The organism is Pseudomonas sp. NBRC 111139 (assembly GCF_001753955.1).
Lineage (GTDB): Bacteria > Pseudomonadota > Gammaproteobacteria > Pseudomonadales > Pseudomonadaceae > Aquipseudomonas > Aquipseudomonas alloputida.
In genome coordinates this window covers 99,959-118,577 of record NZ_BCBP01000026.1, presented here as the reverse complement: position 1 = coordinate 118,577, position 18,619 = coordinate 99,959, and the positions used below count along the sequence as shown (strand labels likewise).

The window sequence follows — 18,619 nt, the reverse complement described above, 5'->3', positions numbered from 1 at the left end:
CCCACAGGATCACCTCAACCTCAAGCACTGTGAGGTCCCGTAGGAGCGGGTTCACCCGCGAAGAGGCCAGCACAGGCACCCCATCAATCCGAGGCCAACACCGCCGCAATGCGGTTCCCCGCCTTGGCTTTCACGACCTTGATCGCCACGAATTTCGAGGTCGGGGTATAGGTCCCCTCACCATAACTTTCCAGCGGTACCAACGGGTTGGTTTCCGGGTAATACGCCGCCGCCTGCCCCTCAGGCACGTCATACGCCACCAGGCGGAACCCCGACACCCGCCGCTCCACGCCATCCTCCCACAGCGACACAAGGTCCACTTGCTCACCCGGTTCGAAGCCCAGGCGACGGATGTCCGCCTCATTGACGAACACCACTTCACGCAGGCCGAACACCCCACGGTAGCGGTCGTCCAGGCCATACAGGGTGGTGTTGTACTGATCGTGCGAACGCAGGGTCTGCAAAATCAGGTCGGGCTTGTCACCACGGGCCAGTACCTTGGCGTTGACCAGTTCCTCGGGCAGCGCGTGGGGCATGAAGCGGGCTTTGCCCGTGGCCGTGCGGAAGTTGCGATCGGCGGCATTGTTGCCAAGGTGGAACCCGCCGGGGCTGTTCAAGCGTTCATTGAAACCGGTAAAGCCCGGAATCACGTCAGCGATCATGTCGCGAATGCGGTTGTAATCGGCCACCGCGTGCTCCCAGTCGATCGGCTGGTTGCCCAGCGTGGCCTTGGCCATGCCGGCAATGATCCACGGTTCCGAGCGCATATGCGGCGAGCGCGGGCGCAACTGGCCGTTGGAGATGTGCACCATGCTGAAGGTGTCCTCCACGGTCACGCCTTGCGGCCCTTCGGCCTGCAGGTCGATTTCGGTACGGCCCAGGCACGGCAGGATCAGCGCATCGCGGCCGGTGACCAGGTGCGAGCGGTTGAGCTTGGTGGAAATCTGCACGGTCAACGCGCAGTTCTGCAGCGCCGCGTGGGTGCGCGCGGTGTCCGGGGTGGCTTGGGCAAAGTTGCCGCCCAGGCCAATGAACACCTTGGCCCGCCCCTCTTCCATAGCCTTGATCGCCAACACTGCGTTGTGCCCATGGGTACGCGGCACACTGAACTGGAAACGTTGTTCGATGGCATCGAGTAGCGCCGCCGAGGGTTTCTCGTCAATGCCCATGGTACGGTCACCCTGCACGTTACTGTGGCCACGCACCGGCGACAGGCCTGCGCCGGGCTTGCCGACGTTGCCACGCAGCAGCTGCAGGTTGACGATTTCCTGCACGGTCGGCACCGAATGGCGGTGCTGGGTGACGCCCATGGCCCAGCACATGATGACCCGCTCGGCCTTGCGGTACATGCGGGCGGCCAGCTCGATCTCGGCCAGGGTCAAGCCCGATTGTTTGACGATGTGCTCCCAGGACGTGGCGTCCACCGCCGCCAGGTAATCGTCGACGCCGCTGGTGTGCTCGGCGATGAAGGCATGGTCGAACACCGCCGGCTCGCCCTTGGCCTGTGCCTCGCGCTCCCATTGCAACAAGTACTTGGCAATACCGCGCATTGCCGCCATGTCCCCACCCAAGGCCGGGCGGAAGTAGGCGCTGGAGGTCGGCTCGGAGCCGTTGCTGAGCATTTCGAACGGGTGCTGCGGGTGCTGGAAGCGCTCAAGGCCACGCTCTTTCAGCGGGTTGAAGCAGACGACCTGAGCGCCACGCTTGACCGCTTCGCGCAGGGGTTCGAGCATGCGCGGGTGGTTGGTGCCGGGGTTCTGCCCGATGACGAATATCGCGTCGGCCAGCTCCAGATCGTGGAACACCACGGTGCCCTTGCCCACCCCGAGGGTTTCCGACATGCCCGCGCCGCTGGCTTCGTGGCACATGTTCGAGCAATCCGGGAAGTTGTTGGTGCCGTAGGCACGCACGAACAGCTGGTAAAGGAACGCCGCTTCGTTGCTGGCCCGGCCCGAGGTGTAGAATTCGGCCTCATCGGGCGATTGCAGCGCACGCAGGTGCCTGGCGACCAGCTCGAAGGCCTCCTGCCAGGTGGTTTCGACATAGTGGTCGGTGGCGGCGTCGTAGCGCATCGGGTGGGTGAGGCGGCCCTGGTATTCAAGCCAGTAGTCGGTCTGTTCCTTCAGCGCGCTGACGCTGTATTTGGCGAAGAAAGCCGGGTCGACCGAGCGGCCGGTGGCTTCCCAGTTGACCGCCTTGGCGCCGTTTTCGCAGAACTTGACCATGTCGCTTTCCGGCGACTCGCCCCAGGCACAGCCGGGGCAGTCGAAACCGCCGTTCTGGTTGGTCTTGAGCATGGCCCGCAGGTTCTTGAAGGCGTTGTCGCTGCCCAGCCAGCTCTTGGTCACGCTTTTGAGCGCCCCCCAGCCGGCAGCGGCGCCCTTGTAGTCCCTGATGTGTTCGTCCTGGCTCATGCGATGAATCCTCACGCTTCGATGCTTTTTTCCAGCCTATGGAGCGTGGGAAGGGGCGTCCAATCGAAAGATCTTACGGCGTGATAAGCGGTTTCGATCATGGCTGCCAGAGGCTGTCCCAGGCGATAGAGGCCATCGATCAACCGGTCAGGCAAAGCAATTTGACGGCCTTGCGGCCAGGTTATAGCTTGGAGTCATGTCCCAACCCATTCGAGTGCGAACGTGGAACAGAACAGCCGGGCCCTGATCGACGGCTTCAACCGGAAAATCGACTACCTGCGGATGTCGGTCACCGACCGCTGTGACTTCCGTTGCGTGTACTGCATGGCCGAAGACATGCAGTTTCTGCCGCGCCAGCAAATCCTCAGCCTCGAAGAACTGTTCCAGGTGGCCGAACGCTTCGTCGCGCTGGGCACCCGAAAGATCCGCCTGACGGGTGGCGAGCCACTGGTACGCCAGGGCATCGTCGACCTGTGCGGGCGCATCGCCGCCCTGCCCGGCCTGCGCGAGCTGTGCCTGACCAGCAACGGCTCGCAACTCGGGCGCCTGGCTCAGCCGCTGTTCGACGCCGGGGTGACACGCCTGAACATCAGCCTGGATAGCCTGGATGCCGACCGTTTCAAGCAGCTGACCCGCACCGGCGACCTAGCCCAGGTAATCGCCGGCATCGACGCCGCACGCCAGGCCGGTTTCAAACGCACCAAGCTCAACTGCGTGGTACTCAAAGGCCGCAACGACCATGAACTGGTCGATCTGGTGCGCTTTGCCATCGAACGCGAGCTGGACATCACCTTCATCGAGGAAATGCCGCTGGGGGTAATAAGCGAGCATGAACGTGGCGAATCGTTCTGCTCCAGCGATGAAGTACGGGCACGCCTGGCCGAGCAGTTCACGCTGGTCGAATCGACCGAGTCGTCCATGGGGCCGGCCCGCTACTGGCGCCTGGCCGAAGCCGCGAACACCCGGGTCGGCTTCATTTCCCCGCACAGCCACAACTTCTGCGCCACCTGCAACCGCGTGCGCCTTACCGTAGAAGGCCGCCTGCTGCTGTGCCTGGGCAACGAACACTCGGTCGACCTCAAGCACGTGCTGCGCGCCCACCCGGGCAACCCCGAACGCCTGGAAAAGGCCATTCGCGATTCGCTGCACCTCAAGCCCTATCGCCATCACTTCGAAGTCGGTGGCGATGTGCAGATCCTGCGCTTCATGAACATGACCGGCGGCTGAGCAGCCGTCTCTGGATTTCCATGATCGTCCCCCCCTCCACCGATGTGTTGCGCGTGTTGTTCACCCTCAAGGGGTCGATCGTCAAACGCATTGCCTTGCGTTGCCTGATGGTGACACTGCTGGCCGCGCTGATCGTGCTGGTCGAGCGGCATTTCCCGACGTATTTCTACCCGGTCAGCGCCACGCCATTCACCTTGCTGGGCCTGTCGCTGTCGATCTTCATGAGCTTTCGCAACAATGCGTGCTACGACCGTTGGTGGGAGGGGCGCAAGGCCTGGGGCAAACTGATTATCGAAACCCGCTCGTTCGTGCGGGAAAGCGTGGCGATTACCGACGAAACACTGCGCGCCGAACTGCTGCGCAACCTGTGTGGTTTCGCCCATGCACTCAATGCCCGGCTGCGTAACGAGGACGAACGGGCAGCTGCCAGGCCGTGGCTGGCCAGGGCCGATGCGATCAGCCCGCACAATGTGTGCGACGGCATCCTGCGTGAAATCGGCGAACACTGTTCACGGTTGGCCGCACAGCAACAGATCAGCGAATGGCGCTACAACCTGCTGGAGCAGCGCCTGGTGGGCCTGACCGAAGTGCAAGCCACCTGCGAGCGGATCAAGGGCACACCCTTGCCGTTCCCCTACACGCTGCTGCTGCACCGTACCATCTACATTTTCTGCCTGCTGCTGCCGTTTGCCCTGGCCGAGCCGCTGGGCTGGCTGGCACCGCTGTTCACCACCATCGTGGGGTACACGTTCTTCGGGCTGGATGCGATCGGCAACGAGCTGGAAGACCCGTTCGGGCGCGATGAGAACGATCTGCCGACCGATGCCATGGTGCGGACTGTGGAGCGCGATGTGCTGGCCGGGCTGGGGGAACAGCAGCTACCTCCCGCCTTGTTGCCGGTGGGGTATGTGTTGAGCTGACCGTGGGTGGTTGCCTGTTCTGGCCTCTTCGCGGGTAAACCCGCTCCTACATCGGCAACAGGTGTTTGACGAAGTTGCAGGGCCGGTGCCGTGCATCCAGCTGCTCGGCCAGAATCCCTTCCCAGGCGGTGCGGCAGGCCCCGGTCGAGCCCGGCAGGCAGCACACCAACGTGCGGTTGGACAACCCGGCCAACGCCCGGCTCTGCACGGTCGAGCTGCCAATATCGAGAATCGACAATGCCCGGAACAACTCGCCAAACCCATCGATACGCTTGTCCAGCAGGCACTCGACCGCTTCGGGTGTGCTGTCGCGCCCGGTAAAGCCGGTACCGCCGGTGATCAGCACCACCTGCACCTGTTCATCGGCAATCCAGCTGGCCACCTGAGCGCGGATCTTGTACAGGTCGTCCTTGAGCAGCGCTCGCGCCACCAGCCGGTGACCGACCTCGACCGAGCGGTTGGCCAGCAGCGCGCCGGAAGTATCGTTGTCGTAGGTACGGGTGTCGCTGACAGTCAGCACGGCGATGTTCAGCGGTACGAAGACCGCATCAAGTTGGACGCGCACGGTGAAGCTCCTTGAAGGGTATTTTCACCACGCTAGAGGCATACCCCCAGAGGCGTCCAATCGATATGACGTACCGGCCGATCAATGACATCTATCGCAGACGTGGGTTAAGGTCTGCATAACCAGACGCCAGGCACTTCCATGGACATCAAGCAGCTCAAGTTCCTCATCGCCCTCGACCAGACCCGCCACTTCGGCCAGGCGGCGGCGCTGTGCCATATCACCCAACCGACGCTGTCCATGCGCCTGCGCAACCTGGAAGACGAACTGGACCTGGTGCTGGTCAAGCGGGGCCAGCGCTTCGAAGGTTTCACCGAGGCCGGCGAGCGCATCCTGGCCTGGGCCCGTACCCTGCTCGCCGCCCATGACGGCCTGCAGGCCGAGGCTGCCAGTTGCCGTGGCCAGGTGGTCGGCAGCCTGCGCCTGGGCACGGTGCCGCTGGCCAGTTTCAACCCCATGCACCTGCTGCTGCCCCTGCGCGAAAAATACCCCGAACTGCACTTTCAGCTCAGCTCGCTGAGTTCGGAACAGGTCATCGACGGCCTCAGCCGCAACCAGCTCGACCTGGGTATCTGCTACCTGGACCAGGTCAACACCAGCTTCTTCGAAGTGATCGAACTCGGCACCACCACCATGGGCCTGCTGCACGATACACGGCACTTTCAGTTCGCCAGCGACCGGCTGCGCTGGGAGGAGCTTGGCGATATTCCGCTGGGGCTGCTGAGCAAAGGCATGCACTACCGCCAGTCGCTGGACCTGAGCTTCCGCAGCCGTGGTCTGGAGCCCAATGCGGTGCTTGAGAGCGACTCGAGCTTCCAGCTTATCCAGGCCATCAACACCGGCATATGTTGCGCGATCATGCCACTGGACTGCGGCCTGGAAGACCTCAGCGAGCACCTGCGCATCGTACCGGTGGCCGACGCCGCCATCCACAGCCCGGTCGGCCTGCTGCTGCGCCGCAGCGAGCCGCGCTCGGCGATTGCCGAGCAATGCTTTGCCGAGGCCCGGGGGTTGTTTCAGGCCACCTGATCGGCGGTAGCCTGGCGATACTGGCGTGGCGTAAAGCCGGTCAGTTGCTTGAACTGGCGGCTGAAGGCGCTGTGGTCGGTGTAGCCGCAGCGCATCGCCACTTCAGTGATCGGCAGCTCCGAATGCAGCAGGCGATGGGCATGCTCCAGGCGCGCCTTGTGGATCATCTGCCGGGGCGTGAGGTGGAACACCCGCTTGCAATAGCGCTCCAGCTGGGCCACGGAGATACCGGCGATGCGGGTTAGCTCGCCCATGCTGATCGGCTGGTGAAAATGCTGGCGAATGTGCTCGTCCACCGCAGCCAGGCGCTGGTAAGCGGGGTGGCTGTCGGCGGCTGACTGCAGGTCGACCGAAATACCAACCAGGCCGATGATCTCGCCCGCCTGGTTGTACAGCGGGCGCTTGTGGGTCAGGCACCAGCCGGGTTCACGGCTGCCGTACAGGTGCAGCTCCAGTTGGTCCTCCAGCACCATCCCTTCCTTGAGCACCCGGCGGTCCTGCTCGGTGTACCCAGGGCCCAGCTGTGCCGGGAACACTTCGGCGCTGGTCTTGCCCAGCAGCGGTTGCAAGCGCTTGAGGCCGCAGCGCTGGACCAAGGTGTTGTTGGCCAGCACGTAGCGGGCGGCCGGGTCCTTGATGAAGATTGCGGCGTTGGGGATGGCGTCGAGCATCGGCAGCAACAGCGATACGCCGGCGAGCAGGGCCTCGAGGGTGGCGGGGCGGTGCTGGTCGAGAGACTGGTAGAGGGTTGCCAGGGGGGCGTCGGTCATCTGTCGGTTCTCTGCTGGCTGGGCCGGCCTCTTCGCGGGTGAACCCGCTCATACAGGGCCCCCACAGATTTCGAATCCTGTGCGGTACCTGTAGGAGCGGGTTCACCCGCGAAAGGGCCGGCACTAGCACTGCATCTCTCAAACCCTTATCCGGTATGGCTTTGAGCCTATCCCCCCGCTTTGCGCCTTACCACTGTTTTTCTGCAACTGTGCCGATTTCGTCATCCCCCTTGCAGAAAACCATCAAGAACCGCCGCCCCGACCGGTTCACTCTATGCCCCACGCAAGCCGCCCAAGTCCTACAAGAGCGCGGCCCAAAAAGCCGCATCTCGTGACATCAGACCTGCCTATCCAATAACCAACAAAAAGGCGAACCCATGTCAGGCAAATTCAAAAAACAGTTATCACTGCTGGACCTCACCTTCATCGGCCTAGGGGCCATTTTCGGCTCCGGCTGGCTGTTCGCCGCCAGCCACGTGTCGGCCATCGCCGGCCCGGCCGGCATCCTCTCCTGGTTTCTCGGCGGGTTCGCCGTACTGCTGCTGGGTATCGTCTACTGCGAGCTGGGCGCCGCCCTGCCACGTGCCGGCGGCGTGGTGCGCTACCCGGTTTACTCGCACGGCCCACTGCTCGGCTACCTGATGGGTTTCATCACCCTGATCGCCTTTTCCAGCCTGATCGCCATCGAAGTGGTCGCCTCACGCCAATACGCCGCCGCCTGGTTCCCCGGGCTGACCAAGGCCGGCTCCAGCGACCCAACCGTGCTCGGCTGGCTGGTGCAGTTCGCCCTGTTGGGGCTGTTCTTCTTCCTCAACTACCGCAGCGTGAAAACCTTCGCCAAGGCCAACAACCTGGTCAGCGTGTTCAAGTTCATCGTGCCGCTGCTGGTGATCGGCGTGCTGTTCACCTTCTTCAAGCCAGAAAACTTCGAGGTCCAGGGCTTTGCCCCGTTCGGCCTGTCCGGGGTGGAAATGGCCGTATCCGCCGGCGGCATCATCTTCGCCTACCTCGGCCTGACGCCGATCATTTCGGTGGCCAGCGAGGTCAAGAACCCGCAGCGCACCATCCCGATTGCGCTGATTCTTTCGGTGTTGCTGTCCACCGCGATCTACGCTTTGCTGCAACTGGCCTTCCTCGGCAGCGTGCCGACCGAAATGTTGGCCAACGGCTGGGCCAGCGTGACCAAGGAACTGGCCCTGCCCTACCGTGACATCGCCCTGGCGCTGGGTGTGGGCTGGCTGGCCTACCTGGTGGTGGCCGACGCAGTGATCTCGCCAAGCGGCTGCGGCAACATCTACATGAACGCCACCCCGCGCGTGATCTATGGCTGGGCGCAGACCGGCACCTTCTTCAAGTACTTCACCCGCATCGATGCAGAGTCCGGCATCCCGCGCCCGGCCCTGTGGCTGACATTTGGCCTGTCGGTGTTCTGGACCCTGCCCTTCCCATCGTGGGAAGCGCTGATCAACGTGGTGTCCGCCGCTCTGGTACTGAGCTACGCCGTAGCGCCGGTCAGCGTCGCCGCCCTGCGCCGCAATGCACCACACATGCCGCGCCCGTTCCGGGTCAAGGGCATGGCTGTGCTCGGCCCGCTGTCGTTCATCATCGCCGCGCTGATCGTGTACTGGTCGGGCTGGAACACCGTGTCGTGGCTGCTGGCCCTGCAGATCGTGATGTTCGTGCTGTACCTGCTGTGTAGCCGTTTCGTACCCACCCAGCACCTGTCGCTGGCCCAGCAAGTTCGCTCGTCGGCGTGGCTGATCGGGTTCTATGCGCTGACCATCCTGCTGTCGTGGCTGGGCAGCTTCGGCGGCTTGGGCGTCATCGGCCACCCATTCGACACCGTGGTCGTGGCGGCCTGCGCGCTGGGCATCTACTACTGGGGCGCGGCCACTGGCGTGCCTGCCCACCTGGTGCGCCTGGAAGGCGAGGACGAAAGCGAAGCCTGCGCTGAAACCTATACCGGCCGCCCTGCTGCCGTCGCTTCCTGATCTTTTACGCAAGGGACAAGCCCATGAAACAGATTCACGTCATCGACTCCCACACTGGCGGCGAACCAACCCGCCTGGTGATGAAGGGCTTTCCGCAACTGCACGGCCGCAGCATGGCCGAACAGCGCGACGAACTGCGCGAGCTGCACGACCGGTGGCGCCGCGCCTGCCTGCTGGAGCCACGCGGCAACGATGTGCTGGTTGGCGCACTGTACTGCCCGCCAGTGTCGGCCGACGCCACCTGCGGGGTGATCTTCTTCAACAACGCCGGTTACCTGAACATGTGCGGCCACGGCACCATCGGCCTGGTCGCCTCGCTACAGCACCTGGGCCTGATCGCACCGGGTGTGCACAAGATCGACACCCCGGTCGGCCAGGTCAGCGCCACCCTGCATGACGACGGCGCCATCACCATCGGCAACGTGCCCTCCTACCGCTACCGCCAACAGGTTGCGGTGGACGTGCCCGGCCATGGCGTGGTGCACGGCGACATCGCCTGGGGCGGCAACTGGTTCTTCCTCGTTGCCGAACACGGCCAGCGCATCGAGCTGGATAACCGCGAGGTGTTGACCGAGTACACCTGGGCCATGCTCAAGGCGCTCGAAGCCCAAGGCATCACCGGCGAAAACGGCGCGCCCATCGACCATGTCGAGCTGTTCGCCGACGACGCCAACGCCGACAGCCGCAACTTCGTGATGTGCCCCGGCAAGGCCTACGACCGCTCCCCGTGCGGCACAGGCACCAGCGCCAAGCTGGCCTGCCTGGCCGCCGACGGCACGCTTGCCGAAGGCCAGACCTGGGTGCAGGCCAGCATCACCGGCAGCCAGTTTCACGGCCGTTACGAGCGTGACGGCGAGCGTATTCGACCGTTCATCACCGGCCGCGCCCACATGACCGCCGACAGCACCCTGCTGATCGACGAACAGGACCCGTTCGCCTGGGGCATCTGAGCCCCCGGCCTTTTGACCAAACCCAATTTCGCCAGGAGTAACAACAATGACCAACAACATTTTCACCGGCACCATGCCCGCCCTGATGACCCCATGCACCGCCGAGCGCAAGCCGGACTTCGACGCCTTGGTGCGCAAGGGCCGCGAACTGATCGAAGCCGGCATGAGCGCGGTGGTGTACTGCGGCTCGATGGGTGACTGGCCGCTGCTGACCGAGGCCGAGCGCCAGGAAGGCGTGGCGCGCCTGGTGGCGGCCGGTATCCCGACCATCGTCGGCACGGGCGCAGTCAACACCCGTGAGGCAGTGTCGCATGCCGCCCACGCCGCCAAGGTCGGTGCCGCCGGCCTGATGGTCATCCCTCGCGTGCTCAGCCGCGGCGCCTCGCTGATCGCCCAGAAGCATCACTTCTCGGCCATCCTGGCTGCCGCGCCGAAGCTGCCGGCGGTGATCTACAACAGCCCCTACTACGGTTTTGCCACCCGCGCCGACCTGTTCTTCGAACTGCGTAGCGCGTTCCCCAACCTGATCGGTTTCAAGGAGTTCGGCGGTGGCGCCGACCTGCGCTACGCCGCCGAGCACATCACCTCCAAGGATGACGATGTCACCCTGATGGTCGGTGTCGACACCCAGGTGGTGCATGGCTTCGTCAACTGCAACGCCACCGGCGCCATCACCGGCATCGGCAATGCGCTGCCGCGCGAAGTGCTGCAACTGGTGAGCCTGAGCAAACAGGCCGCCAAAGGCGACGCCCGTGCCCGCCGCCTGGCGCGCGAGCTGGAAGCGGCGCTGGCGGTGCTGTCGTCGTTCGATGAAGGCTGCGACCTGGTGTTGTATTACAAGCACTTGATGGTGCTCAACGGCGACACCGAGTACAGCCTGCACTTCAACGAGACCGACGTACTGACCGACGCTCAGCGCAACTATGCCGAACAGCAGTACGCGCTGTTCCGCAGCTGGTACGCCAGCTGGTCGGCTGAGCAGAACATCGCCTGAGCAGCCACTGCTCTCCCTGTGGGGGCGGGCGTGCCCGCGAATCAGGCGACCCGGTGCATGGCACCGGCTTCGCCGGTGTTCGCGGGTGAACCCGCTCCTACAGGGGTCGTAATCCCCCCATGCATCTGCATTAGATTTCCAAGGAGGCTACATGCCCCTCACAGGCAACCTGCTGATCGGCCAAAGGCCGGTAACCGGCAGCCGCGACGCCATCCGTGCCATCGACCCAGCCACCGGTCAGACGTTGGAGCCGGCCTACCTCGGCGGCACCGGCGAACACGTGACCCAGGCCTGCGCGCTGGCCTGGGCGGCATTCGACGCCTACCGCGAAACCTCGCTCGAACAACGAGCAGACTTTCTTGAAGCCATCGCCACACAGATCGAGGCCCTCGGCGATGCCCTGATCGACCGCGCCGTGGCCGAAACCGGCCTGCCCAAGGCGCGCATTCAGGGCGAGCGTGGCCGTACCTGCACCCAGCTACGCACCTTTGCCCGTACAGTGCGGGCCGGCGAATGGCTGGACGTGCGGGTCGACAGCGCCCTGCCTGAGCGCCAGCCCCTTCCCCGCGCTGATCTGCGCCAGCGCCAGGTGGCCCTGGGGCCAGTCGCCGTGTTCGGCGCCAGCAATTTCCCGCTGGCCTTCTCGGTGGCCGGTGGTGACACCGCGTCGGCATTGGCCGCTGGCTGCCCCGTGGTGGTCAAGGCCCACAGTGCCCATCCCGGCACCAGTGAGCTGGTCGGCCAGGCAGTGGCGCAAGCAGTGAAGCAGTGCGCGTTACCGAACGGTGTGTTCTCGCTGCTTTATGGCTCGGGCCGTGAAGTGGGCATTGCCATGGTCAGCGACCCGCGCATCAAGGCCGTTGGTTTCACCGGCTCGCGCAGCGGTGGCATGGCGCTGTGCCAAGCCGCCCAGGCGCGCCCGGAGCCCATCCCGGTGTATGCCGAAATGAGTTCGATCAACCCGGTGTTCCTATTCGACGCCGCCCTGCAAGCCCGTGCCGAAGCACTGGCACAAGGTTTCGTCGCCTCGCTGACCCAGGGCGCCGGCCAGTTCTGCACCAACCCGGGCCTAGTAATCGCCCGGCAGGGGCCGGCCCTGCAGCGGTTCATCACTGCAGCCGCCGGTTACGTGCAGCAGGCCCCCGCCCAAACCATGCTCACCCCCGGCATTTTCAGTGCCTACCAGGCCGGTATCGCAGCCCTGGCAGACAACCCCTGCGCCCAAACCATCGCCAGTGGCCAAACCGATCAGGGCCCCAACCAGTGCCAGGCACAGTTGTTCGTGACCCAGGCCGAAGCGTTTCTCGCCGACCCGGCGTTGCAGGCTGAAGTGTTCGGTGCAGCGTCGCTGGTCGTTGCCTGCACCGACGCTGAGCAGGTCCGCCAGGTAGCCGAACACCTGGAAGGTCAGCTGACCGCCACCCTGCAACTGGACGAGGCCGATATCGAAAGCGCTCGCGCCCTGCTCCCCACCCTTGAGCGCAAGGCCGGGCGCATTCTGGTCAATGGCTGGCCGACGGGTGTCGAGGTGTGCGATGCCATGGTCCACGGCGGGCCGTTTCCGGCCACTTCCGATGCCCGCACCACCTCGGTGGGCACCGCGGCGATCCTGCGATTCCTGCGCCCGGTTTGCTATCAGGACTTCCCCGATGCGCTGTTGCCGCAGGCATTGAAACACGGCAACCCGCTGCAACTGCGGCGCCTGCTAGACGGCAAACGGGAAGGCTGAGCATGCTCGAAACCGCTGAAACCGATATTGCCGTGGTCGGCGCAGGCATCGTCGGCGTCGCCTGTGCCTTGCAACTGGCCCGCCAGGGCCGACGGGTAACCCTGGTCGACCGCCAGGCACCCGGCCTTGGCGCGTCCTTCGGCAATGCCGGGCACCTGGCAACCGAGCAAGTGTTCCCGATTGCCGACCTGTCGATCCTCAAGCGCCTGCCTCGCATGCTGCTCGACCCGATGGGCCCGCTGCGCCTGGACTGGAAATACCTGCCCAAGGCCATGCCGTGGTTCACCCGGCTGCTGCTCAACCTGCGCCCGGCGCCGTTCCAGCGCAGCGTGGCGGGCATCCGCACGCTGAACGAAGGCAGCCTGGGCGCCTGGCAACGGCTGTTGGGCTCGATCGGGCGCAGCGAGTTGTTTCAAGAGGATGGTTCGTTGCTGGTGTTCGAGAAGCCTGAGTCACGCCAGGCGTTGGAGGCGTTGCGCACACGCATGCAACAGCAGGCGGTACCGGTGGACTTCTGGTCGGCCGAAACCGTGCGCGAAGCAGCGCCGCAACTCAGCCCGTCACTGTTAGGCGGCCTGTTCTTCCCGTGCACCGGGCACTTCATCGACCCTTATCGGGTGGTGTGCGAATTGTTCGAAGCGGCCAAGGCCAGTGGGGTGCGCTTTGTCCAGGCGCAGGTCGATGGCGGGCAGTTGCACAGTGCCGGCGTGAGCCTTGCCAGCGACCAAGGCATGCTCAATGCCCGCCAGGTGCTTGTCAGCTGTGGCGCCCATTCTGCAAAACTGACTGCCGCGCTGACAGGCACGCGGGTGCCGCTGGATACCGAACGCGGCTACCACCTGATGTTGCCGGGTGAGCACCAGCGCCTGCCGTTTGCAGTCACCTCGCTTGAGCGAAAATTCATCATGACGCCCATGGCCGAAGGCTTGCGCCTGGCGGGCACAGTGGAGTTTGCCGGGCTGCAGGCACCGCCGAGCATGCAGCGGGCGTGGCAGTTGCACCGGTTGAGCAAGGGGTTGTTCCGGCACGACTTGAGCGTCGAAGGGGCAACGCCGTGGATGGGTTTCAGGCCTTCGTTGCCGGACTCATTGCCCGTGATCGACAGGGTGTGCGATGGGCGGGTGCTGTTGGCGTTTGGGCATCAGCACCTGGGGTTGACCCAGGCGGCGGTGACGGCGGAATGGGTGGGGCGGTTGGCTGAGCAGGCTGGTGGGCCTGAGATGGGCGCATACCGACTGGACCGGTTTTAGCCTCTACCGGCCCATTCGCGGGCAAGCCCACTCCCACAGAGAGGGTGCAGTATCTGAAACCTGCGGTGTCTCTGTGGGTGCGGGCTTGCCCGCGAATGGGCTGCAAAGCAGCCCCTCCAAGGCTCAGCGGTAACGCTCGAGCCAGTGCGCATAAGGCGCTGGCAAGGTCCAGGACGCTTTTTCCACCCCCAGCTCCTTGGCCGCGAAGTAAGCCCAGTGCGGGTCGGCCAGGTGCGCGCGCCCTACCGAAACCAGATCCAGCTGGTTGGCCTGCAATGCGGCCTCCGCCAACTGCGGCGTACCAAAGCCCCACGCCGACGTCACGGGCAGCTTCGCTTCGCGGCGCACGCGCTCGGCAATCGGCCCCATGAACGCTGGCCCCCAGGGGATGTGGGTCTCGGGAATGGTAAAGCCGACACTCACGCTCAGTAGGTCGAGCCCACCGGCCTTGAAGCGACGGGCCAGTTCGATCGACTCTTCCAGGGTCTGCTCATCGCGGCCATCGTATTCCAACACACCAAAGCGCGCGGTCAGCGGCAGGTTCTCCGGCCACACTTCGCGCACGGCGGCCAGTGTTTCCAGCAGGAAGCGGCTGCGATTTTCGAAGCTGCCACCGTAGGCATCGGTGCGCTTGTTGGAGTGCTCGGAGAAGAAGCTCTGGCCCAGGTAGCCATGGGCAAAGTGCAGTTCTATCCACTCGAAGCCGGCATCACGCGCACGGCGGGCGGCATCGACGAAGTCCTGCTTGACCCGGGCGATATCGTCCAGCGTCATTTCGCGTGGCACTTTCGGCAGGTGCGCACCAAAGGCAATGGCAGACGGGGCAATGGTCTCCCAGCCGCGCGCGTCGTCGGCGGCAATGTGGTCATCACCCTCCCACGGGCGGTTGGCGCTGGCCTTGCGCCCGGCGTGGGCGATCTGGATACCCGGCACGGAGCCGGCAGCCTTGATGGCCTGCACCACCGGTACGAACGCCTGAGCGTGGGCATCGCTCCAGATACCGGCGCAACCGGGGGTGATACGCCCTTCCGGCGCCACAGCAGTGGCCTCGACCACCAGCAAGCCGGCACCACCACGGGCCAAGCCGGCCAGGTGAACGTGGTGCCAATCGTTGATCATGCCGTCTTCGGCCATGTACTGGCACATCGGCGGAATGGCAATACGGTTACGCAGGGTGACGTCTTTGAGGGTGTAGGGTTCGAACAGTGCGGACATGGGAAACTCCGGGTTCATTTGAATACTGTTGTTCGATCATAATCGAACTATGGCAATTAATGAAACCCCCGTTATCATGTCAACCATGCGAGCCTATAAACATCCCAACCCCGACGACCTCATCCTTGAACGCCTGCTCTATGCGCTCAGCGACCCCGTGCGCCTGGAAATCGTCCGCCACCTGGCCGGCGTGGCCGAGGCCAGCTGTGGCGAGCTGGACGGAGGCCGGCCGAAGTCGAGCATGTCCCACCACTTCCGTGTGTTGCGTGATGCAGGGCTGGTGCAAACCCGCAATGTGGGGACTACCCATATGAATTCGCTGCGTAGCGAGATGCTGGGCGAGCGGTTTCCCGGGCTGCTGGAGTGCATCCTGCGCCAGCAGTGATACCTGTGCCGGCCTCTTCGCGGGTGAACCCGCTCCTACCAGGGATGGCGATAAGCCTGAGGGTTGCGGTGTGCTTGGCAACAAAAAAGCCACGAGGTCTCCCCCGTGGCTTTCTTTCACAACAATGGCCGGTTACAGCGCCATGTCGTTCTCAGGCTTGCTCTCAACCGGCTTGCTTGCCGCGCCACCGAATTCAACGCTGGCGTCGATCACCGGCGGTTTACCCAGTTGCAGCACTTCAGCGGTGTAGTTCCACTCTTTCTGGGTGGCCGCTGCCGAGTCGTTCAGCTTGGTGCCGTAGCTCGGTACGATTTCCTTGATCTTGGCCTGCCACTCCGGGGTAGCGACCTTGTCCTTGAACACGGTTTCCAGCACGTTCAGCATGATCGGCGCAGCGGTCGAAGCACCTGGCGAGGCACCCAGCAGACCCGCGATGGTGCGGTCTTCGGAAGCCACCACTTCGGTACCCAGCTTCAGCACGCCGCCCTTGTCGGCATCACGCTTGATGATCTGCACACGCTGGCCGGCCTGCCACAGGCGCCAGTCTTCCTTCTTGGCATTCGGGAAGTAGGTGCGCAGGGCTTCGAAGCGGTCATCGTCAGACAGCATCAGCTGGCCAGCGAGGTACTCGACCAGCGGATACTGGTCGATACCCACCTTGGTCATCGGCCACACGTTGTGGGTGGTGGTGCTGCTCAGCAGGTCCAGGTAAGAACCGTTCTTCAGGAACTTGGTCGAGAAGGTAGCGAACGGGCCAAACAGGATGACGCGCTTGCCGTCCAGCACGCGGGTGTCCAGGTGCGGGACCGACATGGGTGGCGCACCGGTCGAGGCAATGCCATAGGCCTTGGCCATGTGCTGCATGGCCACGGTCGGGTTCTCGGTCACCAGGAACGAGCCACCCACCGGGAAGCCTGCGTATTCCTTGGCTTCCGGGATGCCCGACTTCTGCAGCAGCTTCAGCGCGCCGCCGCCGGCACCGATGAACAGGAACTTGGCGTCGGTGGCCGACTCGGTACCGTCCTTCAGGTTCTTGTACTCGACGTGCCAGGAGCCGTCCTTGTTGCGGGTGATGTCCTGCACTTCGCTGGACAGCTTCAGGTCGAAGCCTTTCTGGGTCTGCAGGTGGCCAACGAACTGGCGGGTGATCTCGCCAAAGTTCACGTCGGTGCCGATTGGCGTCCAGGTCACGGCCAGCTTCTGGTTCGGGTCGCGGCCCTCCATCATCAGCGGGACCCACTTGGCGATCTGCGCGTGGTCCTCGGAGTACTGCATCGGACGGAACAGCGGGCTGGCCTGCAGTGCGTCGTAGCGTTTCTTGAGGAACTTGATGTTGTCATCGCCCCACACGAAGCTCATGTGCGGGGTGGTGTTGATGAACGAGTGCGGGTTCTTCAGCACGCCCTGGCGTACTTGCCACGACCAGAATTGGCGGGAAATCTGGAAGGCTTCGTTGATTTCGATGGCCTTGGCGATGTTGACGTTGCCGTCTTTGTCTTCCGGGGTGTAGTTCAGCTCGGCCAGCGCGGAGTGGCCGGTACCGGCGTTGTTCCAGCCGTTGGAGCTTTCTTCGGCCACGCCATCCAGGCGCTCGACCATTTCCATCGACCAGCTTGGCTCCAGCTCGTGCAGCCACACGGCCAGGGTGGAGCTCATGATGCCGCCGCCGACCAGCAGCACGTCTACTTTCTTGGTTTCTGCAGCGTGCGCTTGCATGACGCTTGCAGCGACCGCCAGACCCAGCAAGGTCTTGCCAGCTTTCTTGAACATTGATCAATTCCAGTCAGGAGAACAGAGTGAGGGCCTGTGGCTGGCCCCGGTAAAGCGTGTTCTTCAGCGCAGGCTTTTTGTTGATCATTGTTCAGCAGCCAGAGAACCAGAAAACGGCTCGGCCTTTGGTCGAATTGACCGACAAGGCTGAATCGTTTTTCCGATTGTATCTGAAATGCCAGCACAAACAAATTGCAGGCAGACGCGTCAAGGCGACCGGTTGCCCCAGCGGCAGTTTGTCACGTCACAAACAAAAACCCCCGGCCATGTGCATGACCGGGGGCCTTGGATCACGCCGCAAGCGTCGCGATCAGGGTACCGCCAAGATTACTGCTGCTGAGGCAGTTTATCGATCGGGCCGCAGCCACCGATGATCTTGGAGATGGAAACCGAAGGGTGGAACAGGTAGTCGTAGGTGCAGTTTTTCGGTTGGTTGTAAACCTGGCCAGTGCAACCCGACAGCAGGGCAACACCCGAAACGACGGCAACGGCTACGGTGGCCTTGAACAGCTTTTTCATTACTCAATCCTTTAAATGAATCATCTTCGACCATCGTCTGATGGCCGCGGAATCATACAGACTCCAGGCATTGGATCCAAGCCGCGCTTGGCACAGGTTCTTTGCAACTGTGCAACAACAGGTTGAAAAGCGCGCCTTTGGCGACGATAGTTCAGCGCACTGCCTTCGCAATGCCCAACAGGAACTCACCATGCTTGGCGTCACCGACTACGGCGCATTCGTCATCGCCTTCCTCATTCTTCTGGCCATCCCCGGCCCGGGCAATTTCGCCCTGATCACCGCCACCGGCAAGGGCGGTATCAAGGCAGGCCTGGCCGCGACCTGCGGCGTTATCGTGGGTGACCAGGTGCTGCTGTGGCTGGCGGTAGCCGGCGTCGCCACCCTGCTGGCCACCTACCCTGCCGCCTTTCATATGGTGCAGTGGGCGGGGGCTGCATACCTGGCCTACCTGGGCCTGCGCATGCTGCTGAGTAAACCCGGTGGTGCAGCACACACCTGCCGCATGGACAACGGCCAGTACCTGCGCCAGACCATGATGATCACCCTGCTCAACCCCAAGGCGATCATGTTCTACATGGCGTTTTTCCCACTGTTCGTCGACCCGGTGAAACACCAAGGGCTGGTGACGTTCGGTTTCATGGCGGCGACAGTGGCGGTGGTGACCTTCCTGTATGGGCTGATTGCCGTGGTGCTGACCCATCAACTGGCCGAGCGCATGCGCGCCAACCCGCGAATTACCAATATGTTCGAGCGACTGGCGGGGGCTTGCCTGGTGGGATTCGGCATCAAACTGGCGGCGATGCGCTGATCCCAAGCCCGACAGGGTCCGGGCACACCTGACAGCAAAAAAAGCCCCCGGCAACTCAGGGTTCCCGGGGGCTTGTTCACTCA

General features: G+C 63.7%; 16 protein-coding genes. 10 read left to right on the top strand and 6 right to left on the bottom strand.

Going from position 1 to position 18,619, the window contains the following annotated elements:
- Window positions 1–83 precede the first annotated feature (83 nt).
- On the bottom strand, window positions 84–2,414 hold the full coding sequence (locus tag BJQ17_RS09760; RefSeq protein ID WP_054889137.1) for an FdhF/YdeP family oxidoreductase: 2,331 nt from the start codon (window positions 2,412–2,414) through the stop codon (window positions 84–86).
- 222 nt (window positions 2,415–2,636) lie between these two features.
- On the opposite strand from BJQ17_RS09760, the gene moaA reads away from it, so the two are divergent.
- Both moaA and BJQ17_RS09750 read left to right on the top strand, forming a co-directional pair.
- Window positions 2,637–3,641, top strand: a complete 1,005-nt coding sequence (gene moaA / locus BJQ17_RS09755; RefSeq protein WP_003254695.1) for a GTP 3',8-cyclase MoaA — start codon at window positions 2,637–2,639, stop codon at window positions 3,639–3,641.
- A gap of 20 nt (window positions 3,642–3,661) precedes the next feature.
- Window positions 3,662–4,561 carry a bestrophin family protein gene (locus BJQ17_RS09750; protein ID WP_047604273.1) on the top strand — a complete coding sequence of 300 codons (900 nt, stop codon included), beginning with the start codon at window positions 3,662–3,664 and terminating at the stop codon, window positions 4,559–4,561.
- 46 nt (window positions 4,562–4,607) lie between these two features.
- Here BJQ17_RS09750 and moaB read toward each other — a convergent pair whose 3' ends face one another.
- A complete protein-coding gene (moaB, locus tag BJQ17_RS09745) occupies window positions 4,608–5,126 on the bottom strand; it encodes a molybdenum cofactor biosynthesis protein B (protein WP_003254698.1) in 519 nt (172 codons plus the stop codon).
- 141 nt (window positions 5,127–5,267) lie between these two features.
- On the opposite strand from moaB, the gene BJQ17_RS09740 reads away from it, so the two are divergent.
- Window positions 5,268–6,155 carry a LysR family transcriptional regulator gene (locus BJQ17_RS09740; RefSeq protein WP_070095968.1) on the top strand — a complete coding sequence of 296 codons (888 nt, stop codon included), beginning with the start codon at window positions 5,268–5,270 and terminating at the stop codon, window positions 6,153–6,155.
- On the opposite strand, the gene BJQ17_RS09735 is transcribed toward BJQ17_RS09740, so the two are convergent.
- On the bottom strand, window positions 6,143–6,925 hold the full coding sequence (locus BJQ17_RS09735) for an AraC family transcriptional regulator (protein ID WP_003254703.1): 783 nt from the start codon (window positions 6,923–6,925) through the stop codon (window positions 6,143–6,145). The two genes, BJQ17_RS09740 and BJQ17_RS09735, sit on opposite strands and share 13 nt — an antisense overlap.
- Window positions 6,926–7,302: 377 nt before the next feature.
- Between BJQ17_RS09735 and BJQ17_RS09730 the strand changes: the two genes are divergently transcribed.
- The 5 genes from BJQ17_RS09730 to BJQ17_RS09710 all read left to right on the top strand — a co-directional run bounded on the left by BJQ17_RS09730 (window position 7,303) and on the right by BJQ17_RS09710 (window position 13,839).
- Window positions 7,303–8,916 carry an APC family permease gene (locus tag BJQ17_RS09730; RefSeq protein ID WP_012051492.1) on the top strand — a complete coding sequence of 538 codons (1,614 nt, stop codon included), beginning with the start codon at window positions 7,303–7,305 and terminating at the stop codon, window positions 8,914–8,916.
- Between the two features lie 23 nt (window positions 8,917–8,939).
- Window positions 8,940–9,866 (top strand): 4-hydroxyproline epimerase, encoded by a 927-nt coding sequence (locus BJQ17_RS09725; protein ID WP_003254707.1) that lies wholly within the window; start codon window positions 8,940–8,942, stop codon window positions 9,864–9,866.
- 46 nt (window positions 9,867–9,912) lie between these two features.
- A complete protein-coding gene (locus BJQ17_RS09720; protein WP_003254709.1) occupies window positions 9,913–10,860 on the top strand; it encodes a dihydrodipicolinate synthase family protein in 948 nt (315 codons plus the stop codon).
- A gap of 151 nt (window positions 10,861–11,011) precedes the next feature.
- Complete coding sequence (locus BJQ17_RS09715; RefSeq protein ID WP_060545962.1) at window positions 11,012–12,589, top strand: aldehyde dehydrogenase (NADP(+)); 1,578 nt, start codon at window positions 11,012–11,014, stop codon at window positions 12,587–12,589.
- A gap of 2 nt (window positions 12,590–12,591) precedes the next feature.
- Window positions 12,592–13,839: an FAD-binding oxidoreductase gene (locus tag BJQ17_RS09710; protein WP_070095967.1), complete on the top strand. Its 1,248-nt coding sequence runs from the start codon at window positions 12,592–12,594 to the stop codon at window positions 13,837–13,839.
- Window positions 13,840–13,962: 123 nt separating this feature from the next.
- Here BJQ17_RS09710 and xenA read toward each other — a convergent pair whose 3' ends face one another.
- Entirely contained in the window at window positions 13,963–15,054 is a 1,092-nt protein-coding gene (gene xenA / locus BJQ17_RS09705) for a xenobiotic reductase XenA (RefSeq protein WP_070095966.1), read from the bottom strand.
- Between the two features lie 49 nt (window positions 15,055–15,103).
- Between xenA and BJQ17_RS09700 the strand changes: the two genes are divergently transcribed.
- Window positions 15,104–15,439, top strand: coding sequence for a helix-turn-helix transcriptional regulator (locus BJQ17_RS09700; RefSeq protein WP_003254716.1), 336 nt, complete (start codon window positions 15,104–15,106; stop codon window positions 15,437–15,439).
- Window positions 15,440–15,571: 132 nt separating this feature from the next.
- Here BJQ17_RS09700 and mqo read toward each other — a convergent pair whose 3' ends face one another.
- Window positions 15,572–17,209 (bottom strand): malate dehydrogenase (quinone), encoded by a 1,638-nt coding sequence (mqo, locus tag BJQ17_RS09695; RefSeq protein ID WP_004575729.1) that lies wholly within the window; start codon window positions 17,207–17,209, stop codon window positions 15,572–15,574.
- Window positions 17,210–17,536: 327 nt separating this feature from the next.
- Complete coding sequence (locus BJQ17_RS09690) at window positions 17,537–17,728, bottom strand: YhfL family protein (RefSeq protein ID WP_003254720.1); 192 nt, start codon at window positions 17,726–17,728, stop codon at window positions 17,537–17,539.
- Window positions 17,729–17,918: 190 nt separating this feature from the next.
- Between BJQ17_RS09690 and BJQ17_RS09685 the strand changes: the two genes are divergently transcribed.
- Window positions 17,919–18,536, top strand: coding sequence for a LysE family transporter (locus tag BJQ17_RS09685; protein WP_004575730.1), 618 nt, complete (start codon window positions 17,919–17,921; stop codon window positions 18,534–18,536).
- Window positions 18,537–18,619 lie beyond the last annotated feature (83 nt).